The sequence below is a fragment of the Acinetobacter sp. YH12129 genome, from assembly GCF_013418685.1.
Classification (GTDB): domain Bacteria; phylum Pseudomonadota; class Gammaproteobacteria; order Pseudomonadales; family Moraxellaceae; genus Acinetobacter; species Acinetobacter amyesii.
Window position 1 is genome coordinate 68,080 of record NZ_VPBP01000008.1, and the last position, 17,495, is coordinate 85,574.

20 protein-coding genes are annotated in these 17,495 nt (G+C 40.9%); 6 read left to right on the forward strand and 14 right to left on the reverse strand.

The genetic code is table 11. From position 1 onward, the window contains the following. Positions 1–132 precede the first annotated feature (132 nt). Complete coding sequence (locus FTU65_RS06270; protein ID WP_180011421.1) at positions 133–729, reverse strand: phosphatase PAP2 family protein; 597 nt, start codon at positions 727–729, stop codon at positions 133–135. Between the two features lie 303 nt (positions 730–1,032). Here FTU65_RS06270 and tusD point away from each other — a divergent pair, with 303 nt between their 5' ends. The 4 genes from tusD to FTU65_RS06290 are packed head-to-tail and all read left to right on the forward strand — an operon-like array spanning position 1,033 to position 2,458. After that, positions 1,033–1,401, forward strand: a complete 369-nt coding sequence (gene tusD, locus FTU65_RS06275; RefSeq protein ID WP_180011419.1) for a sulfurtransferase complex subunit TusD — start codon at positions 1,033–1,035, stop codon at positions 1,399–1,401. Between the two features lie 45 nt (positions 1,402–1,446). Continuing rightward, positions 1,447–1,797, forward strand: coding sequence for a hypothetical protein (locus FTU65_RS06280; protein ID WP_078193833.1), 351 nt, complete (start codon positions 1,447–1,449; stop codon positions 1,795–1,797). A gap of 13 nt (positions 1,798–1,810) precedes the next feature. After that, positions 1,811–2,098, forward strand: coding sequence for a DsrH/TusB family sulfur metabolism protein (locus tag FTU65_RS06285; protein ID WP_180011417.1), 288 nt, complete (start codon positions 1,811–1,813; stop codon positions 2,096–2,098). A gap of 48 nt (positions 2,099–2,146) precedes the next feature. After that, positions 2,147–2,458 (forward strand): TusE/DsrC/DsvC family sulfur relay protein, encoded by a 312-nt coding sequence (locus FTU65_RS06290; RefSeq protein WP_078190987.1) that lies wholly within the window; start codon positions 2,147–2,149, stop codon positions 2,456–2,458. A gap of 82 nt (positions 2,459–2,540) precedes the next feature. Here the strand turns inward: FTU65_RS06290 and FTU65_RS06295 are convergent, their stop codons facing one another. Next, on the reverse strand, positions 2,541–3,020 hold the full coding sequence (locus FTU65_RS06295; protein ID WP_078191046.1) for a helix-turn-helix domain-containing protein: 480 nt from the start codon (positions 3,018–3,020) through the stop codon (positions 2,541–2,543). A gap of 148 nt (positions 3,021–3,168) precedes the next feature. Next, a complete protein-coding gene (locus FTU65_RS06300) occupies positions 3,169–4,068 on the reverse strand; it encodes a LysR family transcriptional regulator (RefSeq protein ID WP_180066516.1) in 900 nt (299 codons plus the stop codon). Positions 4,069–4,165: 97 nt separating this feature from the next. On the opposite strand from FTU65_RS06300, the gene FTU65_RS06305 reads away from it, so the two are divergent. After that, entirely contained in the window at positions 4,166–4,618 is a 453-nt protein-coding gene (locus FTU65_RS06305) for a CidA/LrgA family protein (RefSeq protein WP_111884333.1), read from the forward strand. Next, positions 4,615–5,325, forward strand: coding sequence for an LrgB family protein (locus FTU65_RS06310; RefSeq protein WP_171262654.1), 711 nt, complete (start codon positions 4,615–4,617; stop codon positions 5,323–5,325). The genes FTU65_RS06305 and FTU65_RS06310 overlap by 4 nt, the downstream gene beginning before the upstream one ends. Before the next feature lie 64 nt (positions 5,326–5,389). On the opposite strand, the gene FTU65_RS06315 is transcribed toward FTU65_RS06310, so the two are convergent. The 11 genes from FTU65_RS06315 to FTU65_RS06365 all read right to left on the reverse strand — a co-directional run bounded on the left by FTU65_RS06315 (position 5,390) and on the right by FTU65_RS06365 (position 17,479). Further along, the gene (locus FTU65_RS06315; RefSeq protein ID WP_180066518.1) at positions 5,390–6,136 is read right to left on the reverse strand and encodes an adenosylcobinamide-GDP ribazoletransferase; all 747 of its coding nucleotides are present in this window, start codon (positions 6,134–6,136) and stop codon (positions 5,390–5,392) included. After that, positions 6,133–6,756, reverse strand: a complete 624-nt coding sequence (locus FTU65_RS06320; protein ID WP_180066519.1) for a histidine phosphatase family protein — start codon at positions 6,754–6,756, stop codon at positions 6,133–6,135. The genes FTU65_RS06315 and FTU65_RS06320 overlap by 4 nt, the downstream gene beginning before the upstream one ends. Further along, positions 6,757–7,809 (reverse strand): nicotinate-nucleotide--dimethylbenzimidazole phosphoribosyltransferase, encoded by a 1,053-nt coding sequence (gene cobT / locus FTU65_RS06325; RefSeq protein WP_180011406.1) that lies wholly within the window; start codon positions 7,807–7,809, stop codon positions 6,757–6,759. It abuts the gene before it with no gap. After that, entirely contained in the window at positions 7,806–8,327 is a 522-nt protein-coding gene (cobU, locus tag FTU65_RS06330; protein ID WP_180065095.1) for a bifunctional adenosylcobinamide kinase/adenosylcobinamide-phosphate guanylyltransferase, read from the reverse strand. The genes cobT and cobU overlap by 4 nt, the downstream gene beginning before the upstream one ends. After that, positions 8,324–8,998 carry a 2'-5' RNA ligase family protein gene (locus FTU65_RS06335; protein ID WP_373683447.1) on the reverse strand — a complete coding sequence of 225 codons (675 nt, stop codon included), beginning with the start codon at positions 8,996–8,998 and terminating at the stop codon, positions 8,324–8,326. Before FTU65_RS06335 ends, cobU begins: the two co-directional genes overlap by 4 nt. A 190-nt stretch (positions 8,999–9,188) precedes the next feature. Then, entirely contained in the window at positions 9,189–11,360 is a 2,172-nt protein-coding gene (gene mtlD / locus FTU65_RS06340; protein WP_180065096.1) for a bifunctional mannitol-1-phosphate dehydrogenase/phosphatase, read from the reverse strand. Between the two features lie 235 nt (positions 11,361–11,595). Then, positions 11,596–12,816 (reverse strand): MFS transporter, encoded by a 1,221-nt coding sequence (locus tag FTU65_RS06345; RefSeq protein ID WP_180065097.1) that lies wholly within the window; start codon positions 12,814–12,816, stop codon positions 11,596–11,598. Positions 12,817–12,927: 111 nt separating this feature from the next. After that, positions 12,928–15,195 (reverse strand): TonB-dependent receptor, encoded by a 2,268-nt coding sequence (locus tag FTU65_RS06350; RefSeq protein WP_180065098.1) that lies wholly within the window; start codon positions 15,193–15,195, stop codon positions 12,928–12,930. A 15-nt stretch (positions 15,196–15,210) separates the two neighbouring features. Further along, complete coding sequence (locus FTU65_RS06355) at positions 15,211–16,482, reverse strand: MFS transporter (protein ID WP_257222626.1); 1,272 nt, start codon at positions 16,480–16,482, stop codon at positions 15,211–15,213. Next, the gene (locus FTU65_RS06360) at positions 16,458–16,850 is read right to left on the reverse strand and encodes a hypothetical protein (protein ID WP_078190999.1); all 393 of its coding nucleotides are present in this window, start codon (positions 16,848–16,850) and stop codon (positions 16,458–16,460) included. The genes FTU65_RS06355 and FTU65_RS06360 overlap by 25 nt, the downstream gene beginning before the upstream one ends. Beyond that, positions 16,847–17,479 carry a GNAT family N-acetyltransferase gene (locus tag FTU65_RS06365; RefSeq protein WP_180066521.1) on the reverse strand — a complete coding sequence of 211 codons (633 nt, stop codon included), beginning with the start codon at positions 17,477–17,479 and terminating at the stop codon, positions 16,847–16,849. The genes FTU65_RS06360 and FTU65_RS06365 overlap by 4 nt, the downstream gene beginning before the upstream one ends. Positions 17,480–17,495: the final 16 nt, after the last annotated feature.

Consider the following 17,495-nt stretch of genomic DNA (forward strand, 5'->3'; position numbering starts at 1 on the left):
CTATTTTTTGAGGTATAGGATCTGGATGTGAATGCCAGATGAATCATTAGAATTATTCATCTAGCAAGATGTTGGCAATGTAACTATAGCAGCAGCAAACTTTAGAAATCGCAGATATCTAAGGAACTTAATTTAGCGGATATAGCCTTTTTTGATCATGGCTGAAAATAAAAATTCATAAACTTTTAAGATCAAGCTCACCAAATATGACCCATATTTTCGCCATAAAGACAGTCCAACAAAATTAAGCAAAACCGCAATGATCAACGCGCCTGCCATATCCATTGGATAATGCACACCCAAATAGACTCTCGACCATGCAACAAGAAAAGCGAATGCTAGAAATACATAGCCGACGGTTTTTTGCTTTGAAAATATATAAGAAAATGCAATCGTGCTAAAAAACAGCATGTGATCACTCGGGAATGATCCATTCGGTGAATGTTCTATAATCGTGCGTCCAACGTCCAAGACAAAGGGTCTAGGATAGTAAAAAAAACTTGAAATAACTTGGCTGATAAGAAATGCGACGATTGTAAAAACAGTGGCTTTAACGATTTGTTTTTTGGTGTCAAAACCGCCTTTAAACCAAGCCAAAAACATCAAGAGAATCACGATATAAAATAGATCATTGGCTATAAATATGGCGAAAGAAATAGTGAAATCTAAAGCATTGTCCGAAGCATTGATTGAATTAAATAAACTTAAATTAAATTTCTCTATATTCATGAGATGGTTTAAAAAATGAAAAGATCATAGCACTCTGCAAAATCAAAAATTGCGTTTTATTCATATAAAGATTTTTTCAGTATGTAACCGCACAGTTTATTTATGAAAAAGTGATAGCTTGAGGCTAGATCCCCAATAAACCAATACTCCTACTTAAAGAAAAATTGGCTATGACTTTGCTGCCTAATTAAGCAAAACTTTGCAAATATTCAGATCATTGAGTAAATCATTGTATACTAGCTTTTTCTTCTGAACTCAGAACAAACTGTCGATCTAGACCGTTTATTCATTTAGTGAATTTCGATGAGTACTCTATTACTAATTACCTCCTCACCCACTTCGATACTGGCTTGGCATGCTTTGGGTCTTGCCCAAGCGCTGAAGCAGAAAGGCGAAAACTTTCGGGTTTTTTTCTATCAAGATGCTGTAAATGTGGCGAATGCCCTGCAATGGGTGCCTGATGATCAACGCAAACTCAGTAGAGAATGGCAAAAACTCGGCATTCGTTTACCTGTTTGCGTAAGTGCAGCGCTCGCACGTGGGATCACAGATCAGGAAAATGCACAGCGTCACAATATTCAGCAACATAATCTAGCTGAGCAATTTGAACTTGTGGGCTTAGGTGAACTTGCCGATGCCGTACAAACTGCAGACCGTTTATTGCAATTCTAAGTATTTTTATTGCCGCGCATTTGTAGCATTGAAAAGGAAAATTACGTGAAATCTGTACTGGTTGTTTTAACCCATGCAAATCTTGCAAGCTTACAAGTACATGAAAGTCTTTCTGCGACCATGGTGCTTGCAACCTTCGGTTGTGACGTAAAAGTGTTGCTCAAAGATGCTGCGCTAAGCTTACTTCAAGCAGAACAAGAGTTTAGTCAGCTCAAGCATGCGTTTAAACTCGCATCCAACATGGTTGATAGCTTTGAGTTTTATGATCTCACTCCGATTTATATTGAACAAAAAAATTCACAGCATCCATTTGTAATCAACAGTGAACAAGAACTTGAGTTTGTTCAATTCAATACTGAATTAATTCAACAATTTGATCATGTGCTGTATTGGTAAAAGAGGAATGATGATGTCAAATTCTACGCTGTATTTAGTCCAAGCCAGCTATGCCAATACCCTACAGCACATCCAGCAGTTAGCCAGTTTAATCAACCCTGAAGATGTGATCATCTTGATGGGTGAAGCAGTCTTACATATTGCAGATGAACAAATTCAGCAATTTGGCACATGTTATGTACTTGAAAATGATGCTGAGATTTTAGGTAAAATTATGAATTATAGTCATATGAAAGTAATCGACTATGCCGCTTTTGCTGATCTATGCCTGAGATTTAAAAGATGTATTTCACTCAAATAATTTGAGTAAAAGCGATCCATTTCTACAATCTTCTCTTTTGGAATGAATATGAATCTTGAATTAGACCAAGATGGCCATTTGGTGGATTACACTATTTGGAATGAAACTGTTGCCCAAGAACTGGCTAAAAGTTTAGAACTTGAGTTAAGCCCTTGGCATTTTGAAGTTTTACAAGCTGTACGACAGTTTTATCAACAGTTTGGTCACTCGCCGGCAACTCGCCCACTCATTAAATTTTTAATGAAAACGGTGAGCGCTGATATTAATAATGCGGTGTTACAAGACAAATTTAACACCGGTTTGGTCGCTCGACATTTAAGTCGTTTAGCGGGCATCCCTAAACCTGCAAATTGTTTGTGATTTTAAAGCAATCCAAATACCGCTTAGGCTATTTTGGCTAAATAGATGTAAATCAGCATCTTGAAGAAAGCCATAAAACAGCTTAGGCAGGTTTTAATTGATTTAGAGCGATGTAATAGGCTTGGGTAAATATCGGTTTGACCTGTTTGGCTTGGATCGGTTCGGCACAACATGAGCACACTAAAACCGGTTTAAATTTTTGCCCACATGCCTGATGCACATATTCAACTGGTGATCCCAATCCCTGATCCATATATTGATCGGCCCAATGTGTCATGGCTAAAAGGATTGGATACAAGTCTAAGCCTTTTTGAGTCAGTCGATATTCAAAACGTTCCTGACGCTCGACATAAGCAACTTTGGTTAAAATACCTTCTTCAACCAAACGCTTTAATCGGTCAGATAACACATGACGCGTCACACCGAGATTTTGTTGAAAGTCATCAAAACGTCGAATGCCCATAAATGCATTACGGATAATCAACATGGTCCAACGATCCCCTAGCACTGAAAGTGCACGAGCGATTGAACACGGTTGTTGACCAATATCATCCCATTTCATTTTATGAACCATCAAAAATAACGACCAACACCCAATTTAATTCATGCCTGTTGATTTTGCAAAATCCTTTTCAATAATCTTTGATGTACAAATCATAAATCCACCATCGTTTCAACGCATTCATTTTATCTATTGATCTGTAAATGAACTAAAAATGTATTTTGTCTTTATTGTCCTCAATTATTTCTAGCCATGCACGCGTTGCGGGACTCATGGCAACAGTGGTATTCCAGGCCATACTGAGTTTCCAGTCTAGGTTTGGATTTTCTAATTCAGCCATATGGTATTTTGCCGCATCAAGTTGTTCACAATAAATTTTAGGCAGGAGTGCAATCCCGACATTTGAATCTACCATTTTGGCGATAAAGTCCCACTGGCTACTTTTACACACCACATTTGGCTCAAATCCGACGTAATTTGCCGCCTGTATAATGATGTCATTGAGTGTGAAGGTATCGTCATACAATAAAAAAGATTCTTCTTTTAATTCAATCAACGAAACGGTTTTTCGCTTACGCCACTGTGAGTTTTTTTTAGATAATAAACATAAAGGTGACTCCATCACTGGAATACCACTTAACACCGGTTTCAAGTGACCCAAAATAATTCCCACATTGACCTGTTTTTTTAAAATGGCATTTTCAATACCCGTCGCCCCTACCTCAAAAAAGCTCAGTTCAATATTGGGGTATTTTTTATGAAACAGCGCAATTAACTGACTGAACAATACCGATGCCAATGGCGGTAAACCTAGAGTCAATTTACCTTGTTTTAAGGCGCGAACTTGGGTGACAGTATCAAGCATCCGTTGTTGTTCATTCAAAATCACTAAAGCATGCTGATAAATCTGCTCTCCCATATAGGTGAGCTGTGCTTCCCTTTTTCGACCTGCTTCTCCTTTATGAAATAAAGGCACGCCGATCTCATCTTCTAACTGACGAATTAATTTACTAATGGTCGGCTGAGTGACAAAAAGCGCTTCAGCTGCATGACTGAAACTCTGTTTTTGTACGATGGTCACAAAGACTTTTAGGCTTTTAATGTCCATTATTATTCCATTTAAGCATAATTAATAATTAATTATTCATAATTATACAGGGTATGCACTTTTAAAATAGCGTCATCTCCTATTCTGCTGTTGTCTCATGGATACGTTTCCACAATCTACTTCCAAATTTACCCAGTTTCTTAAGACTTTAGCGCAGCTAAGTTTATTGATATTGATCTGGTGGATCGGCTCTTGCATTCAATCATGGTTTAACTTGCCGATCTCTGCTGGCGTGATCGGTTTATTGCTCCTTTTAGCTGCATTGTTGAGTGGTTTATTTAAAATGCAATGGGTCAAACAAGGCTCAGATTTTATTTTGGCTGAACTGGTTCTATTCTTTATCCCCTGTGTAGTTGGATTAATTAAATATCAAGATTTATTACTCAGCTCTGGCTGGCAGTTAATTTTAGCCGTGGTACTGGGTACCGTCTGTGTCATGGTGTTTACAGCATTTACGGTTTATTGGGGCTTTAAACTCGAGGCAAAACTTAAAGCGAAACACCAAACTGCGACAGATCATGATGTCAACACAGCAGGAAAAACCTTATGAACGATTTTGGGTTGAACAGTATCTCAGTGTTGTTTTTCGTCCTGACCCTTGTCGGTTATATTTTGGCGAAAAAGCTACATCGTAAGTTACCGTATATGGTTCTTTCCCCTGCACTATTCGTCCCGTTTGTGCTGATTATACTCATGCTTTGCTTTCATATTTCATATGACACCTATATGCAAGAAAGCCAATGGATTGTATGGATGCTCGGCCCGGCCACTGTGGCCTTTGCTATCCCCATCTATGAATATCGACAAATTATCCGTCAGCATGCGCTGAGTATTAGTTTAGGCATCGTGATTGGCATGTTAGCTGGGATTATTAGTGCTTTTTATTTGGCACAGTTATTTCAATTTGACCAAGAAACGTCTTATAGCTTGATGGCACGTTCCATTTCTACGCCATTTGCCATGGAACTTACCTCAAATATTGGGGGCTCAGTAGAATTGGTGATTCTATTTACCATGATTACTGGGATTGCCGGCGTGGCTTTGGCTGACCTAGTTTTGGCTGGGCTTAAATTGCATTCACGCTTTGCGCAAGGTGCGGCTCTTGGCAATGCCGCACATGGATTTGGTACAAGTAAAGCATTATCACGTCATAAAGAAGAAGGTGTTGCAGCCTGCTTGAGCATGGTACTTGCTGGGGTCTTTATGGTATTGCTTGGGCCATCACTTATTCATTTGGTCATTTATCTATTGGGATAAATAGAAAGCCCAGTGCAATAGCTGGGCTTTTTAAATGATGATTTAAACTGTTTCATCTGTAAAACTATGCAGCTAAATAATGTAGTGCAATGACAAACGCTAAAAGACTAGATACCTCAGTAATTTCAATCGCAGCACCAATTGTATCGCCCGTCACGCCACCAATACGCTGAATAAATTTCCATCGCAAATACAGTAAAGTACAAATAAACGCGAATATACTCACCACTCCAAGCCAGCTAAAATACAAACATGCACTTAGGCAGAGTATAAAGACCAGGTATGCCGACTTTCGTGGAATAGTTGCTGCTATCGATGAGCCCAAGCCTTTTTCACGAACATACTGAGTTGTTAAAAACAAAAATAAAGGGGCTAAACGACCTAATACTGGAAATACAATTAATGCCAAATACATTTGCTGTTGTAGCAAAACATAAAGTGCCGACCATTTGAGTAAGCAAATCACGACGAGGCTCAAAACACCGATCGGCCCACATGCAGGGTCTTTCATGATTTTAAGTGTACGCTCGGCATCACCAAAGCCACCGACCCATGCATCTGCCGTATCAGCTAAACCATCTAGATGTAATCCACCTGTGAGCCAAATCCAAACTACCAGCAAAATACTGCCGAGTAAGATGATTGGCAGGCTGTGAAATATAAAAGCAAGCAAGGCAAGAATGCCACCGATCAACAATCCCACCATAGGATAAAACAACAAAGACTGTCCATTTTGCTGTTTCGATGGCATCGCTTTAAGTTGAATCGGGAAAGTCGTGAGAAACTGTAGAGCAATCCAAAAAGGTGTCATTCTCTTTGCTCCAAAAGACGAATATTTGCACGATTTTGCACAATGAATGAATTTAATTGTCCCAATTCAGCCGTCATTTTTAATAAATCATCTAAATGACTTTGCTGTGCCATACATTTTAATAATTTAATCACGCCACCATGGGAAACCAATAAAACGCGTTGCCAATGATGCTGTTGAGCCTGCAAGACTAGCTCATCTAGACCGCTTAAGATCCTTTGTTGAAATTGTTGAAGACTTTCTGCATTCGGTGGCGTAAATGTGCTAGGACTTTGCCAAAACTGTCCGAGTAACTCTGGGGTGTTTTCATAGATATGCTTGGTTGATACCGCTTCCCAGTCGCCAAAATGCATTTCTTGAAACTTCGCATTTTCAAACATTGGACATTTGAGTTGTTGAGACAAATCTAAAGCAAATAAACGGCAGCGCTGTAAGTCAGAAGTGATGATGACATCCCAGTTCGCTAAACCGTGTGTATGTATGACGTTCAATACATCATCTATGGTCTGCTGCATCTGCTGCCAACCTTTTTGCGTCAAAGTATCATCTGTAGAGCCACGTAAGGTATGGCTCAGTTCAGTCTCACCATGACGCAATATATCTAAACGGAAATGTTCCATTTAAACTTTTTCACCAATCACAGCAGCTTGCGCGAAAGTTGCCATGTTGTTATGTAAACGACATGCCAAACGAATTAAACCTAATGCCGCACCGGCACCGCTACCTTCACCTAAACGTAAATTCAACTTCAAAAGTGGTTCAGCTTCAAGGGCTTGGAGTAAACGTTGGTGCCCATATTCAGCCGATTGATGACCAAAAAGCATCCACTCACGTACAGCAGGATTTAAACGAACAGCGACCAAGGCAGAAACCGTACTAATAAATCCATCCACGACCATTGCCAGACCCAATTGCGCACAGCGAATGTACGCTCCAACCATCGCGGCAATTTCCAAACCACCTACAGCACATAGAGCTTTAAAGACATCTTGGCCGACATAGTCCTGATGTAAAGCTAAAGCTTGATCAATCACTTGTTTCTTATGTGCCAATTGTTCAGCACGAATACCTGTACCAACACCTGTCAGTTTTTCGGCCGGCTCATTAAATAAAAAACATGCAACAGCAGAAGCAGAACAGGTATTGCCAATGCCCATTTCTCCTGCGACATAAATTGACGCACCTGCAGCGATAGCATCTTCAACACTTTTACGGCCGAGATTCATCGCTTCAATACATTGTGATTCGCTCATCGCAACAGTTTTAGCAAAATTTGCTGTACCCGCTGCAATACAGTAGCGCTCTACCCCTGCATATTCATAAGCGTCACCTACCGAACCACAGTCAATCACTTGTAGTTTGGCTTGATACTCACGTGCAATGACACTAATACATGCACCACCGGTCGTGAAGTTTTGTAGCATTTGGCGTGTGACAGCTTGAGGATAGGCCGAAATATTTTCTTCCATCACGCCATGATCACCTGCAAAGATGGTGATCCATGGGAAATCGATATTGGGCTGATCTGTGTTTTGTAATGATGCAAGTTGCACCGCTACATTTTCAAGTTCTGAAAGTGAGCCCGTAGGTTTAGTTAGCTGTAACTGGTGTTTTACCGCCTGTTGCTTAGCTTCGATACTCGGATTTTGACAGGGTTCTTGCCACCAGTTCATGCTTTATCTCCTTTTAAGATTATTGGAAAACCTGCAACACAAAACACCACATGGTCAGCAATTTGACCAATTTGTTGATGTAAGCGCCCAGATTCATCGACGAATTTTCGACTGATTTGTCCCATGGGAACAACGCCTAGTCCAGTTTCGTTACTGACTAAAATAATGTCTGATTTTAATGTTGGCAGCACCTTAAGTAATTTTTGGCATTGATGCTGTTGAAAGTCTGCTTGTTCATGCAGCAATACATTACTCATCCACAGCGTTAAACAATCGATAAGAATGGTTTGATGCGCTTGGTCTATTTCAACTAAGCGGTCGGCTAAATATAGAGGCTCTTCAATCAGCCCCCAATAGTTAGGACGGTCAGCTTGATGATGCTGAATTCGCTCCTGCATTTCCTCATCATATGCTTGTGCTGTAGCCACATAGATGACGGCTTGAGCACTTTCTTTGGCTTTTTGTTCTGCAAGTCGGCTCTTACCTGAACGTGCCCCACCCAAAATGAAATGAATCATGACTGTGCCATCTCTATATTTTGTCTGAACTGATGTTGATAATAAGGACTTAATGCCCCTTGTAGTACTTGAGCCTGATAATGACCCAAAGTCAGTTGCTCGCTTTCAAAATCAAAGCTGTGCTGTTCAATTTGTTGGATTCTTTCAAAAATATCATCGCTATTCCATGCCTGTTTATACAAGCCCAATGTAATATGCGGACAATATTCGATCGGTGCAATTTCATTCGAGCTTACATTGAAAGCTTGACGTAGATGATCAAACTTACGATCTAAATCCAAAATTTCAATAAACAGTGCGCTTTGAAAGCTATGGATCTGACCTGTACGTAGCCGAATATTAGATAGCGATAACTGTCGAAGTTGTTGTTGATGCAGTGCCAACTCATCTGCTGAGAAATTATCATTCCATCGTTGTTCAGAATGATCGATTAATTGGGTTTTATTTAACTCTTCAATAAAGCCACAAATAAACACGGTAATATGAAATTGGCGCGTATTTGGCGTGTATAAAAGATCTGAAAACTGCGCTCGAAGTGCTGCGAGATACGCCAATAATTCAGGATCCTGTATTTCTATATACCACAAAGCATAGTGCTGACGACCTTGATGCCAATCGGGATAATCCTGATTGAGCGTCGGTACGACTTGCATTGAGGGTTTTAAAAACACAGATAAATCACTTTAAATTTAATCTGCTTTATTAAAGCATGAATCAAAACAGACTTTGCCCAATTTTGATTTAGTAATATTCATTTAAAGCTGAAATTCATTCATCTAAAGCTTCTTTGTAAGAAAAAAATGCCGAGTCATACTCAGCATTTTGATTCAATATACATTGCGCACAGATAAGCATTATATTTTAGGCAAATTTCGCAGTATCTTTCTGATCTTGCGTTACAGCATGGTTTTTCCAAGATGTAAACTGCTCTGTGGACTGATCAGAAAAATGCTGCAACTGTATCATTACATTGGCCTCAATCTGTTCAATACGTTCCAGTTGTTCAAGCTCGTTGGTCTTTTTCAGTTCTGAAAATTGCAACTGGATAAAGTTGATAGCCTGATCCATCGTACATTGATTTACACTCACGGCATACATCAAACCATAGACAATCCCTTGTTGTAGATGTGTTGTCTCCAGTCCATATTTCACATTGGTCGCCAACGAGCCCAACACTCGTTCATTAATTGCAAGTTTACGTAAAGGATCTCGTGCCACACGCGCACATGGATCTTTATACGCATGTTCACAAGAGTTTATAAAGCTTTCTGCCAGTCGTGTTAGATCAAAAGCACGATTTGGTAAGCATCGTGCTAAACCAGCCTGCACCTCGTCAATGAGTTCATGCATAAATTGATCAACACGATGATCTGCAAGTGCCACACCTATGGTTTGATGATTGAACAGTGCAGATTGCCAAGCCAACATGGCATGTACGCCATTCCATAAGCGATTTTTGATTAGCTGAATATCTTCAATATGATCGACCAAAATCATTTGACGCATTTTTTCTAACAAAGGACTGTTATTTTCTACATAGATCGGCATGTCAGATTCTGCGTTAAATAAAATTAAATCCATGCTTTGCAATATATGACTTGGGTGGAAATTTCGGCGCATATCCTCAACATATAAAGTGGCTTGACGTTCCTGATCAGGATTTAATTTCGTCGCATCTTCTAAGTCTAATTGAGCATCCACTTCAACTTCATCCAATTGAAATTGTTTGAAGATATTATATTTTATACGGAGCTGACGATATAAGTTTTGGTCACTTAACTTAGACACCATGCGGTTGACCACGGTATCGCAAAAATAGTGTTGTTGCATGATTTTCTCTGCAACAACCGCTCCAGCAAGCTCAGTTAAAGCCTGTTTTAAATGTGACATTAATAATTGTTTTGCTCCGACTTTGTTCAAAATGATCAGCATCGTTAGAGGTTCGATGGCTTTCTCATCATGTGCAATATGTCGTGCATACAGGCCTTGTGCAATGGTTTTGGCCTCTTCTGCAATCGCTTTTTCAGGCAAACAGATGGCAACCAAACTTGACTCTGTGTACATCTCTTGCATCTGCTGAATATTTTCAGCATCAATGACTGCCATGTTTTCAATGCGTTCGTCATAAGACAATTGACCATAGCGAATACAATAGGTACCAAATGCATTGACCGCAGAGCGATATAAAGGGTTACGAGTCGATGCATAAATTTTTTTCGGGCGTGTATAACCATCCCAATGCGACAAAATTTGTGCTAAATAACCACCACCAATCGCCCCAAAACCATGAATACCAACAGTGAGCTGATTAAGGGTTTGTGGAAAAGCCTCTTGCACATGCGGCATCTCTAAATGCGCAGTGAACGGGTCAAGTTCCGTCAAACAGTCATACATACATTCATAATAATATTTGGCTTTGGACAGCATGTTTTGATTGGGCGATTTAATATCTTTAAACAGTACGGTAATACCGCCAGCGTCAAAGGCCGAAGTCACACCATTTTCCGAGTCTTCAAACATCAAACAATCAGCAGGATTTAAATTCAGCTTTGCGGCAGCACGCATAAATATTTCAGGATGTGGCTTACCATTTTCAACTTCATCGCCACAGACTAAGACATCAAAGAACTTATACACATTGGCATTGATGAGATACTCTTCTGCGATTGCACGGCGACTCGATGTTGCCACGGCCATCCTCAGTCCTGACTTACGTAAGCGTTCTAATACTTGAACCAAGCCTTTTTTGATCGGTACACCAAACTGACGAACATGCTCCAACTCTAATTCATCTGCGAGTTTGCGAATATCTGCGTATGGAATGTTTTCATCATATTCAGCTTGGGCCAATCGATGCGCGCTTTGTGCACTTAACCCCAAACAATTCATCAGATACGATTCGGAAAACTCAACACCGGTCAATTCAAGAGATGCCTGTTTCAATGTTTGAAACCGTAAACGTTCAGTATCAAACATTGTTCCATCCATATCAAAAATGGCGCCCAGAACCAAATCATTATTAAATTTAAGCATTTAACCTCCGTTATTTTTTATGTGAAAAGAATAACGGAGAAAACTATTGATTCAGTACTTTGAGAATTAATGAAACAATTGTGGTTATTTTTTAATCAAAAAGCTTGCTTTTAAAATCTATTTTGTAAAATCAATCGCTGATTAAGTAACATCATGTAATCAAAACCCACTGTTGTCAGGATAGGCCTATCTTCACACCGACCTATTGAAGTAAGTATACAAGTCTCTGCATATTTCACTCAGTTACTCGCTTCACGGTTTGAGTTTTGGTTTGAAATAAAAAGAATACGATTAAACCAAGCATCACTAAAAATAAAAAATAATACGGAAATTCTTTGTGCCACTGGTATAAACCCGTACTAATCAGTGGCCCGACAACAAAACTCAAAGCCTGAGTGGCTGTACACCAACTTGCCACCTTAGTCTGTAACGCACTGGGCGCCGTTTGCGCTGCACCCGTTGTAAATGCAGGGATTAAACATGCTACCGATATACCATATAACAGGTACGTGGCTTGAAATATCCGTAATTCATTGGTGAAAACCGAAATCAGCAAGGCTACTGCCATGCTAAACAGCCCAACCCACAGTAAGCGATATACGGACCAATTTAAATACTTAGAAATCAGCGTTTGCATAATCACCAAAGCAATACCGACGACAAGAGAACATTCTGCAAAATGCACTGCGCCTTCTGCAGCAGTCATATTAAAGCGGTCTTGAATATAAAACCCGGCCGTTAAATTTACGGTCACGATGGCAAGATAGAGACTAAATCCCAACATTAACCATGGATAGCATTGCTGAATGCTCAAATCCGTAGATGCTGCCTCATGCTTTTCTGTCACTAGCTTTTCAACGCTATGCTGTTCGGTATGTCGGTCAAAGCTGAACACCAAGACCACAGAAATCAACGCTAAAATAATGATTGCTGCCCAAAGCGGCGTCATGATTCCACCAAAGCCCAGCAGCAAGGTGGTTAGAAATGGACCAATGATCACGCCTGCACTATTTAATGCACCGAATTTTGACATTGCTTGTGAACGCTGCTGCTCATTGCTAAAACGGGTCATCACATAAGTTTGCAAGGCAATCTGTGGCATCGCCATAAATACCCCAGTCGCTGCGCGTGACAACATTAATAAACTAAATAGCAGCAACATCCCTATATGAACAGTAAGGCCATACATCAACACGGCTGTAAATAGCCCCCATGTCACAGCCATGCCCACAAAACCGATACTCAAGAGTTGATAAATCGAAAACTTAGATTGATTTTTTGAAATGTAAATGGCACCGACAGCCATCAGCAGCGCACCGACGGAAACCATCGCGCCACCTTGTAGCTCAGTAAGTTTTAACTCACGAACCAATGGCGCCAACAGCGGCAATATCATCGAGAAACTTGCACCATTGGCAAGACTGGCGGCAATAAACAGTTTGTTATTTCGATCCATTATTTTTGTTATCCATTTTTAATGGCTACGTTATAAACAATAGAGGTGACTTAAGCCACCTCTATTTTGTAAGTCACGATACCGTGCTTTAAACCCGATTCAGGAGTTAAATTAGTATTTCACCGTATAACTTAAACCGTAGGTACGACCTTGAGCAGCTAGGCTAGAAATTGGGCCATAGACAGTTTCAACCGACTGGCTGTATACCGATTTATAATCCGTATTCCACACGTTGTAGACACCAAAGCCCACATTACCCGGTCCTACTTTTGCATTGGCAATCACGTCCATCGTTGCAAAGCCTTTAATTGCCGCTGCTGGAGCAGATCCATATTTCACAGCGTCTTTTTGGGCTTTGTCTGTACCGCCAATCGCTAAAGCTTGAACACGTAGGCTCATGTCATTATCAAACTGCCATTCTGAAAATGCTGTTCCTTTTAAAGGTGCTACACGAATAGCATCCAACTCTTGCCAGTCACCTTGGGTATTTTTAAATTGGCCCGTGGTATATGCAACTGTGCCCCCAACCGTCCAATTTGGTTGAACTTCATAACTGGCATTGGCTTCGACACCATAGATACGCTCATCGGTATCAATAACATCAATGGTGTAATTCGGCGCACCAAATTTCAGGCTTTTATCTGAGTCATTATAAAAAGCTGTCACTCCTGCATTTAAACCACCGGCATTTTGTACACGCCAACCGAGTTCATAGTTATTGACTTTAATCGGGTCAATGGTTTGGCTATTAATCACAGAATTTGCTGGCACATCACGCAGCATACGTTGCACATCGGGCAAGTTTGAACCTTGTGAGAAATTGGCAAACACTTGCTGTGCATCAGTTAAGTGATACACCGCGCCAACATTAAACAGCGTTGCATCATGTTTTACATTGCCGCCATTCAGTGTTTTCGCCACATAGCCTGGGGTTAAATCTGCAGTAATGGCTTCCATATAAGGCACAGATGAATCGACATCGCTTTCTACACGTTCATGGCGAATGCCAGCTTGTAAGCCAAGTTGGTCGGTTAATTCATATTGCGCTTGGGCAAATACCCCAAGTTTTTCTGTTTCAACATCTGGGCCAAAGGCATAGTAGTTAAACGGCTGATAACTCAAACCATTACTTTGAATAAACGTTGCGCTGTCATACATTTGGATATTTTGTTGATCTTTTTCATTTTCATAATCCACACCATAGGTTAGCCCCAGTTCACGACCATTTAAGTTAAGATCTTTTTGTAGAGCAACACGTGCGCCTAACACATCAATATCGGTTTCTGACTGATACACCAAGAAGAGTTCAGGTGCCATTTGACGTGCAGATGGGAACCAACGCGCTTTTTCATTTCGATAATAGGTTTCAGCGTTTAGACGATGGCCTAAAATATCTTGATTTTCATATTGTGCACTGATGCTGTAGCGTTCAGTTTGTGGTTGTTCAGCAAGTTGTAAGCCTTTTACCGCATTTAATGACAATGGCAGCTTGCCACCCACGGGCTGTGAGCGCAGCGCATTTAAATTTGGACCATAGTCAGGGCCATAGTCACTATCTTGCTCATCATTATAATATTGCGCACCGAAACTCAGCGTTTGACCATCGGCAATTTTCCAACTGACACGACCATTTAGATCTAAAGTGTCGGTATCTTGGCGGTCTGTTTGCGCAATTTCAGGCCCAATACGATTGCCATGACTATCTTGTATTTCACCACGTTTGGTATAGCTTGCACCTAAAGTTCCGCGTAAATTGCCTTGATTAAAATTCATGGTTTGTGCAGCTTCATAAGCCAGCGCATCAGACTTAAAGTTATTACCAGAAGTGACACCGACTTTTGTTTCAAAACTCAGCGGTTCCGATCCACCTCGTTTGGTGATGATATTGATAATACCGCCTGTCGCACCTGAACCATAAATACTACTTGCGCCAGAGACCACTTCAATTCGTTCAATCATCGACGGGCTAATACTTGCCAGTTGTCGAGATCCATCACGATATCCCGTTTGCGGCACACCATCAATCATGTATTGCACCACACGTCCACGCATGGTCATCCCATAGTTAGACGTTGTACCACTTGAAGGAGTCAGTGATGGCACCAATAAACCGACAATATCAGCTGTGCTTTTACCAGCATTGGCTTGTTTTTCAATTTCTTCTTTGGGAATGCTGTATACCGTACCCGCAATATCGGCAATGCTTTTCGCAGAACGGGTCGCCGTCATGACAATCGGTGCCATTTTAGTAGCTTCTGCAGTTTGCGTTTCGACCGCAGCATTTTGTGCTGTGTCTGATGTGACGTCTTGCGCATAAAGCTGAGTACAAATTGCAAGGCTGAGACAAGTCATTTGCATCGGTAGAGCTAAACGTTTCATATTCTTTTCCATTTCTTAGAGTTCCGATTGAGTCGGAAGTGTTTGAGTTTTTAAATTTTGTGTTTTTAAAACAATGCATTGACTAATTAAGACACTGATCGCGGAGCCGATTGCCAGTACCAAGTAAAAATGTCCATAGCCTAATGATTTTGCGAGAAAGCCTGAAAATGCGCCGCCAATAAAGTAAACGAGCAATTCAAAGCAAACTAATATGGTGAAATCGGTACCTGCCTGTTCTTTAGAACTGGTCTGCATGAAATAGGCATAGAGTGATGTCATGGCGATATAACGAATGGCTAGCATCAACACGACAAATAGACCTAAAAGCAGATGCCATTGATTCAACCACTCCAATACAACGGCTGCCCCAATGACGGCATATAGCAATGTACGTAACCATCCTGCCCAGACCAACAATTGCGTCGCTTTGATTTTTTTCAGCAATACAGCTGCACTAACAGCTGCAATCAGACCGACACCGGCACCGACCACAGACATCAACACCCCGATCTGAGACAGTGACCATTTTTGATCGATCAACATGGGATTCAGCATTGCCATAGCGGGTGCTTCCACCACGCGATAACAAACGATGAGCAGCAAGGCCCAACGAATCGCAGGTCGTTTAAACGCTTGTCGTAGGCTTGGTTTGGCTTTGGCAATTTGAGTTTGTGGTTCTTCTTGAATAAAAAACACAGCAAACATGGTTAAAAATGTCAGCAGCGCTAAAGTTGTGAGCGCTGACTGCCAACCCCAATATTGGTAAATCCATAAAGTTGCAGCGCCACCAAGCATGCTACCGACGGCCACCCCAATACTCTGTGCCATACTGCCCAGACGGTAATTGCCTTCGGTAAATTTCTCTACGGTATAACCATCAATCGCAATATCTTGCGTTGCCGCAAACGTTGAAATCCATAAACCAACAATGACAAATAAAGTCAGCCCATAAGAAAACTGCGTAAAGGCTAAAACCAGTACCCCCAGTACCAATGCGATTTGCGTAAACAACAGCCATGTTTTACGTTTACCGAGTTTTTTGACATAGAGCTGATCGATCCAAGGCGCCCAAAAAAACTTGAATGCCCATGGAATATAAAGCAGCGATAACATGCCGATCCAGCGTAAATCTACCCCTTGATGTCGTAAAATGGCAGGCAAAGCCACATTGTAAAAATACAAAGGCAATGCATGTGCTAAGTACAAAATAATCACGACGCTCAAACTCAGGACTGAAATTTGAGATGGTGAAATTGCATGATTTAATTTTCTTGGGTGTTGTTGCATATCCACCTCTGCACTGCCCATTGCAGCGCATCAGACTGTTCTAATGAAACGTAATAAGGCACACGCCACGCTGCATGCAGCGCGGGTGTATTTAAACGTTTGAAGTCATCTGGATCTTGCGCAATACGCACCAGACCCAAACAATATTGAAAAAAGAGATGTTTAAACTTCTTGTACCAAACGGCCTGTATTTGCCGATATTCTTCAGGAAAAGTCGTTCCCTCAGCCGTTTGCATAACCAAAACAAAGGGCTGACTTTTCAGAAAAAAGCGCTCAACTTGAGTCAACCATTGTTCAAACTCTTCCACTGAAACATGCGCTGAAAAGCGCATGTCCAGTATGTGCATGTGGGTGCAGCGATAACTCATGACACCGCCTTAGCTAGTTGCTGATGCTGAAATGCCTTGGAGTCGTTTAAGTAATGACCAAATTTTGAATAAAATGTTTCTCTAAAGCAGTAATACAACATGGTGGTCTTTTCAGGCATTGGGATTAGGCGCTGTGCTTCATAGCACATGTCTTCAACCACGACGGCATAAGGCTTCACACTATGATCAGGCTCTCCCACAATCTTGGCTGATGCGGCATTTTCAAAGATATAAAAACTCAATAAACGCATGACAGGACGTAAATAGCCTTTACCAAAAACGGACTTTTCACCAAATAACAAATGCCAACCTAGATCAAGCTCATCACCGTCGTAGTACAAACCTAAACGATCCCGTTTTCCCTCGTAAATCTCTGTGTAGCCCACATCTTCACCATTGACTCCTACAATCAAAATTCGGTGATGATCATCTGCCAGCATTTTTTCGTAATACACTTTTAGTTCAGTTTCTGACTTATTGAGCTGCCACTGTGGAATAACATGCGGTTCATGCATCCATTTATGAACCAAAGCCATATCTTCTGGATATTGCATTTGTCGTAAGTAGTATTGCGTCTCATTCTCATGGTATTCATAAAAATCAGGTAGTTGTCGTGATAACGTTGTCATGATGTCGTCCTTTAAA

What these genes read in the sequence shown, in the direction of transcription:
- FTU65_RS06270 (WP_180011421.1), bottom strand. Translation starts at nt 729, where the DNA reads ATGAATATAGAGAAATTTAATTTAAGTTTATTTAATTCAATCAATGCT.
- tusD (WP_180011419.1), top strand. Translation starts at nt 1,033, where the DNA reads ATGAGTACTCTATTACTAATTACCTCCTCACCCACTTCGATACTGGCT.
- FTU65_RS06285 (WP_180011417.1), top strand. Translation starts at nt 1,811, where the DNA reads ATGTCAAATTCTACGCTGTATTTAGTCCAAGCCAGCTATGCCAATACC.
- FTU65_RS06290 (WP_078190987.1), top strand. Translation starts at nt 2,147, where the DNA reads ATGAATCTTGAATTAGACCAAGATGGCCATTTGGTGGATTACACTATT.
- FTU65_RS06295 (WP_078191046.1), bottom strand. Translation starts at nt 3,020, where the DNA reads ATGAAATGGGATGATATTGGTCAACAACCGTGTTCAATCGCTCGTGCA.
- FTU65_RS06300 (WP_180066516.1), bottom strand. Translation starts at nt 4,068, where the DNA reads ATGGACATTAAAAGCCTAAAAGTCTTTGTGACCATCGTACAAAAACAG.
- FTU65_RS06305 (WP_111884333.1), top strand. Translation starts at nt 4,166, where the DNA reads ATGGATACGTTTCCACAATCTACTTCCAAATTTACCCAGTTTCTTAAG.
- FTU65_RS06310 (WP_171262654.1), top strand. Translation starts at nt 4,615, where the DNA reads ATGAACGATTTTGGGTTGAACAGTATCTCAGTGTTGTTTTTCGTCCTG.
- FTU65_RS06315 (WP_180066518.1), bottom strand. Translation starts at nt 6,136, where the DNA reads ATGACACCTTTTTGGATTGCTCTACAGTTTCTCACGACTTTCCCGATT.
- FTU65_RS06320 (WP_180066519.1), bottom strand. Translation starts at nt 6,756, where the DNA reads ATGGAACATTTCCGTTTAGATATATTGCGTCATGGTGAGACTGAACTG.
- cobT (WP_180011406.1), bottom strand. Translation starts at nt 7,809, where the DNA reads ATGAACTGGTGGCAAGAACCCTGTCAAAATCCGAGTATCGAAGCTAAG.
- cobU (WP_180065095.1), bottom strand. Translation starts at nt 8,327, where the DNA reads ATGATTCATTTCATTTTGGGTGGGGCACGTTCAGGTAAGAGCCGACTT.
- mtlD (WP_180065096.1), bottom strand. Translation starts at nt 11,360, where the DNA reads ATGCTTAAATTTAATAATGATTTGGTTCTGGGCGCCATTTTTGATATG.
- FTU65_RS06345 (WP_180065097.1), bottom strand. Translation starts at nt 12,816, where the DNA reads ATGGATCGAAATAACAAACTGTTTATTGCCGCCAGTCTTGCCAATGGT.
- FTU65_RS06350 (WP_180065098.1), bottom strand. Translation starts at nt 15,195, where the DNA reads ATGAAACGTTTAGCTCTACCGATGCAAATGACTTGTCTCAGCCTTGCA.
- FTU65_RS06355 (WP_257222626.1), bottom strand. Translation starts at nt 16,482, where the DNA reads ATGCAACAACACCCAAGAAAATTAAATCATGCAATTTCACCATCTCAA.
- FTU65_RS06360 (WP_078190999.1), bottom strand. Translation starts at nt 16,850, where the DNA reads ATGAGTTATCGCTGCACCCACATGCACATACTGGACATGCGCTTTTCA.
- FTU65_RS06365 (WP_180066521.1), bottom strand. Translation starts at nt 17,479, where the DNA reads ATGACAACGTTATCACGACAACTACCTGATTTTTATGAATACCATGAG.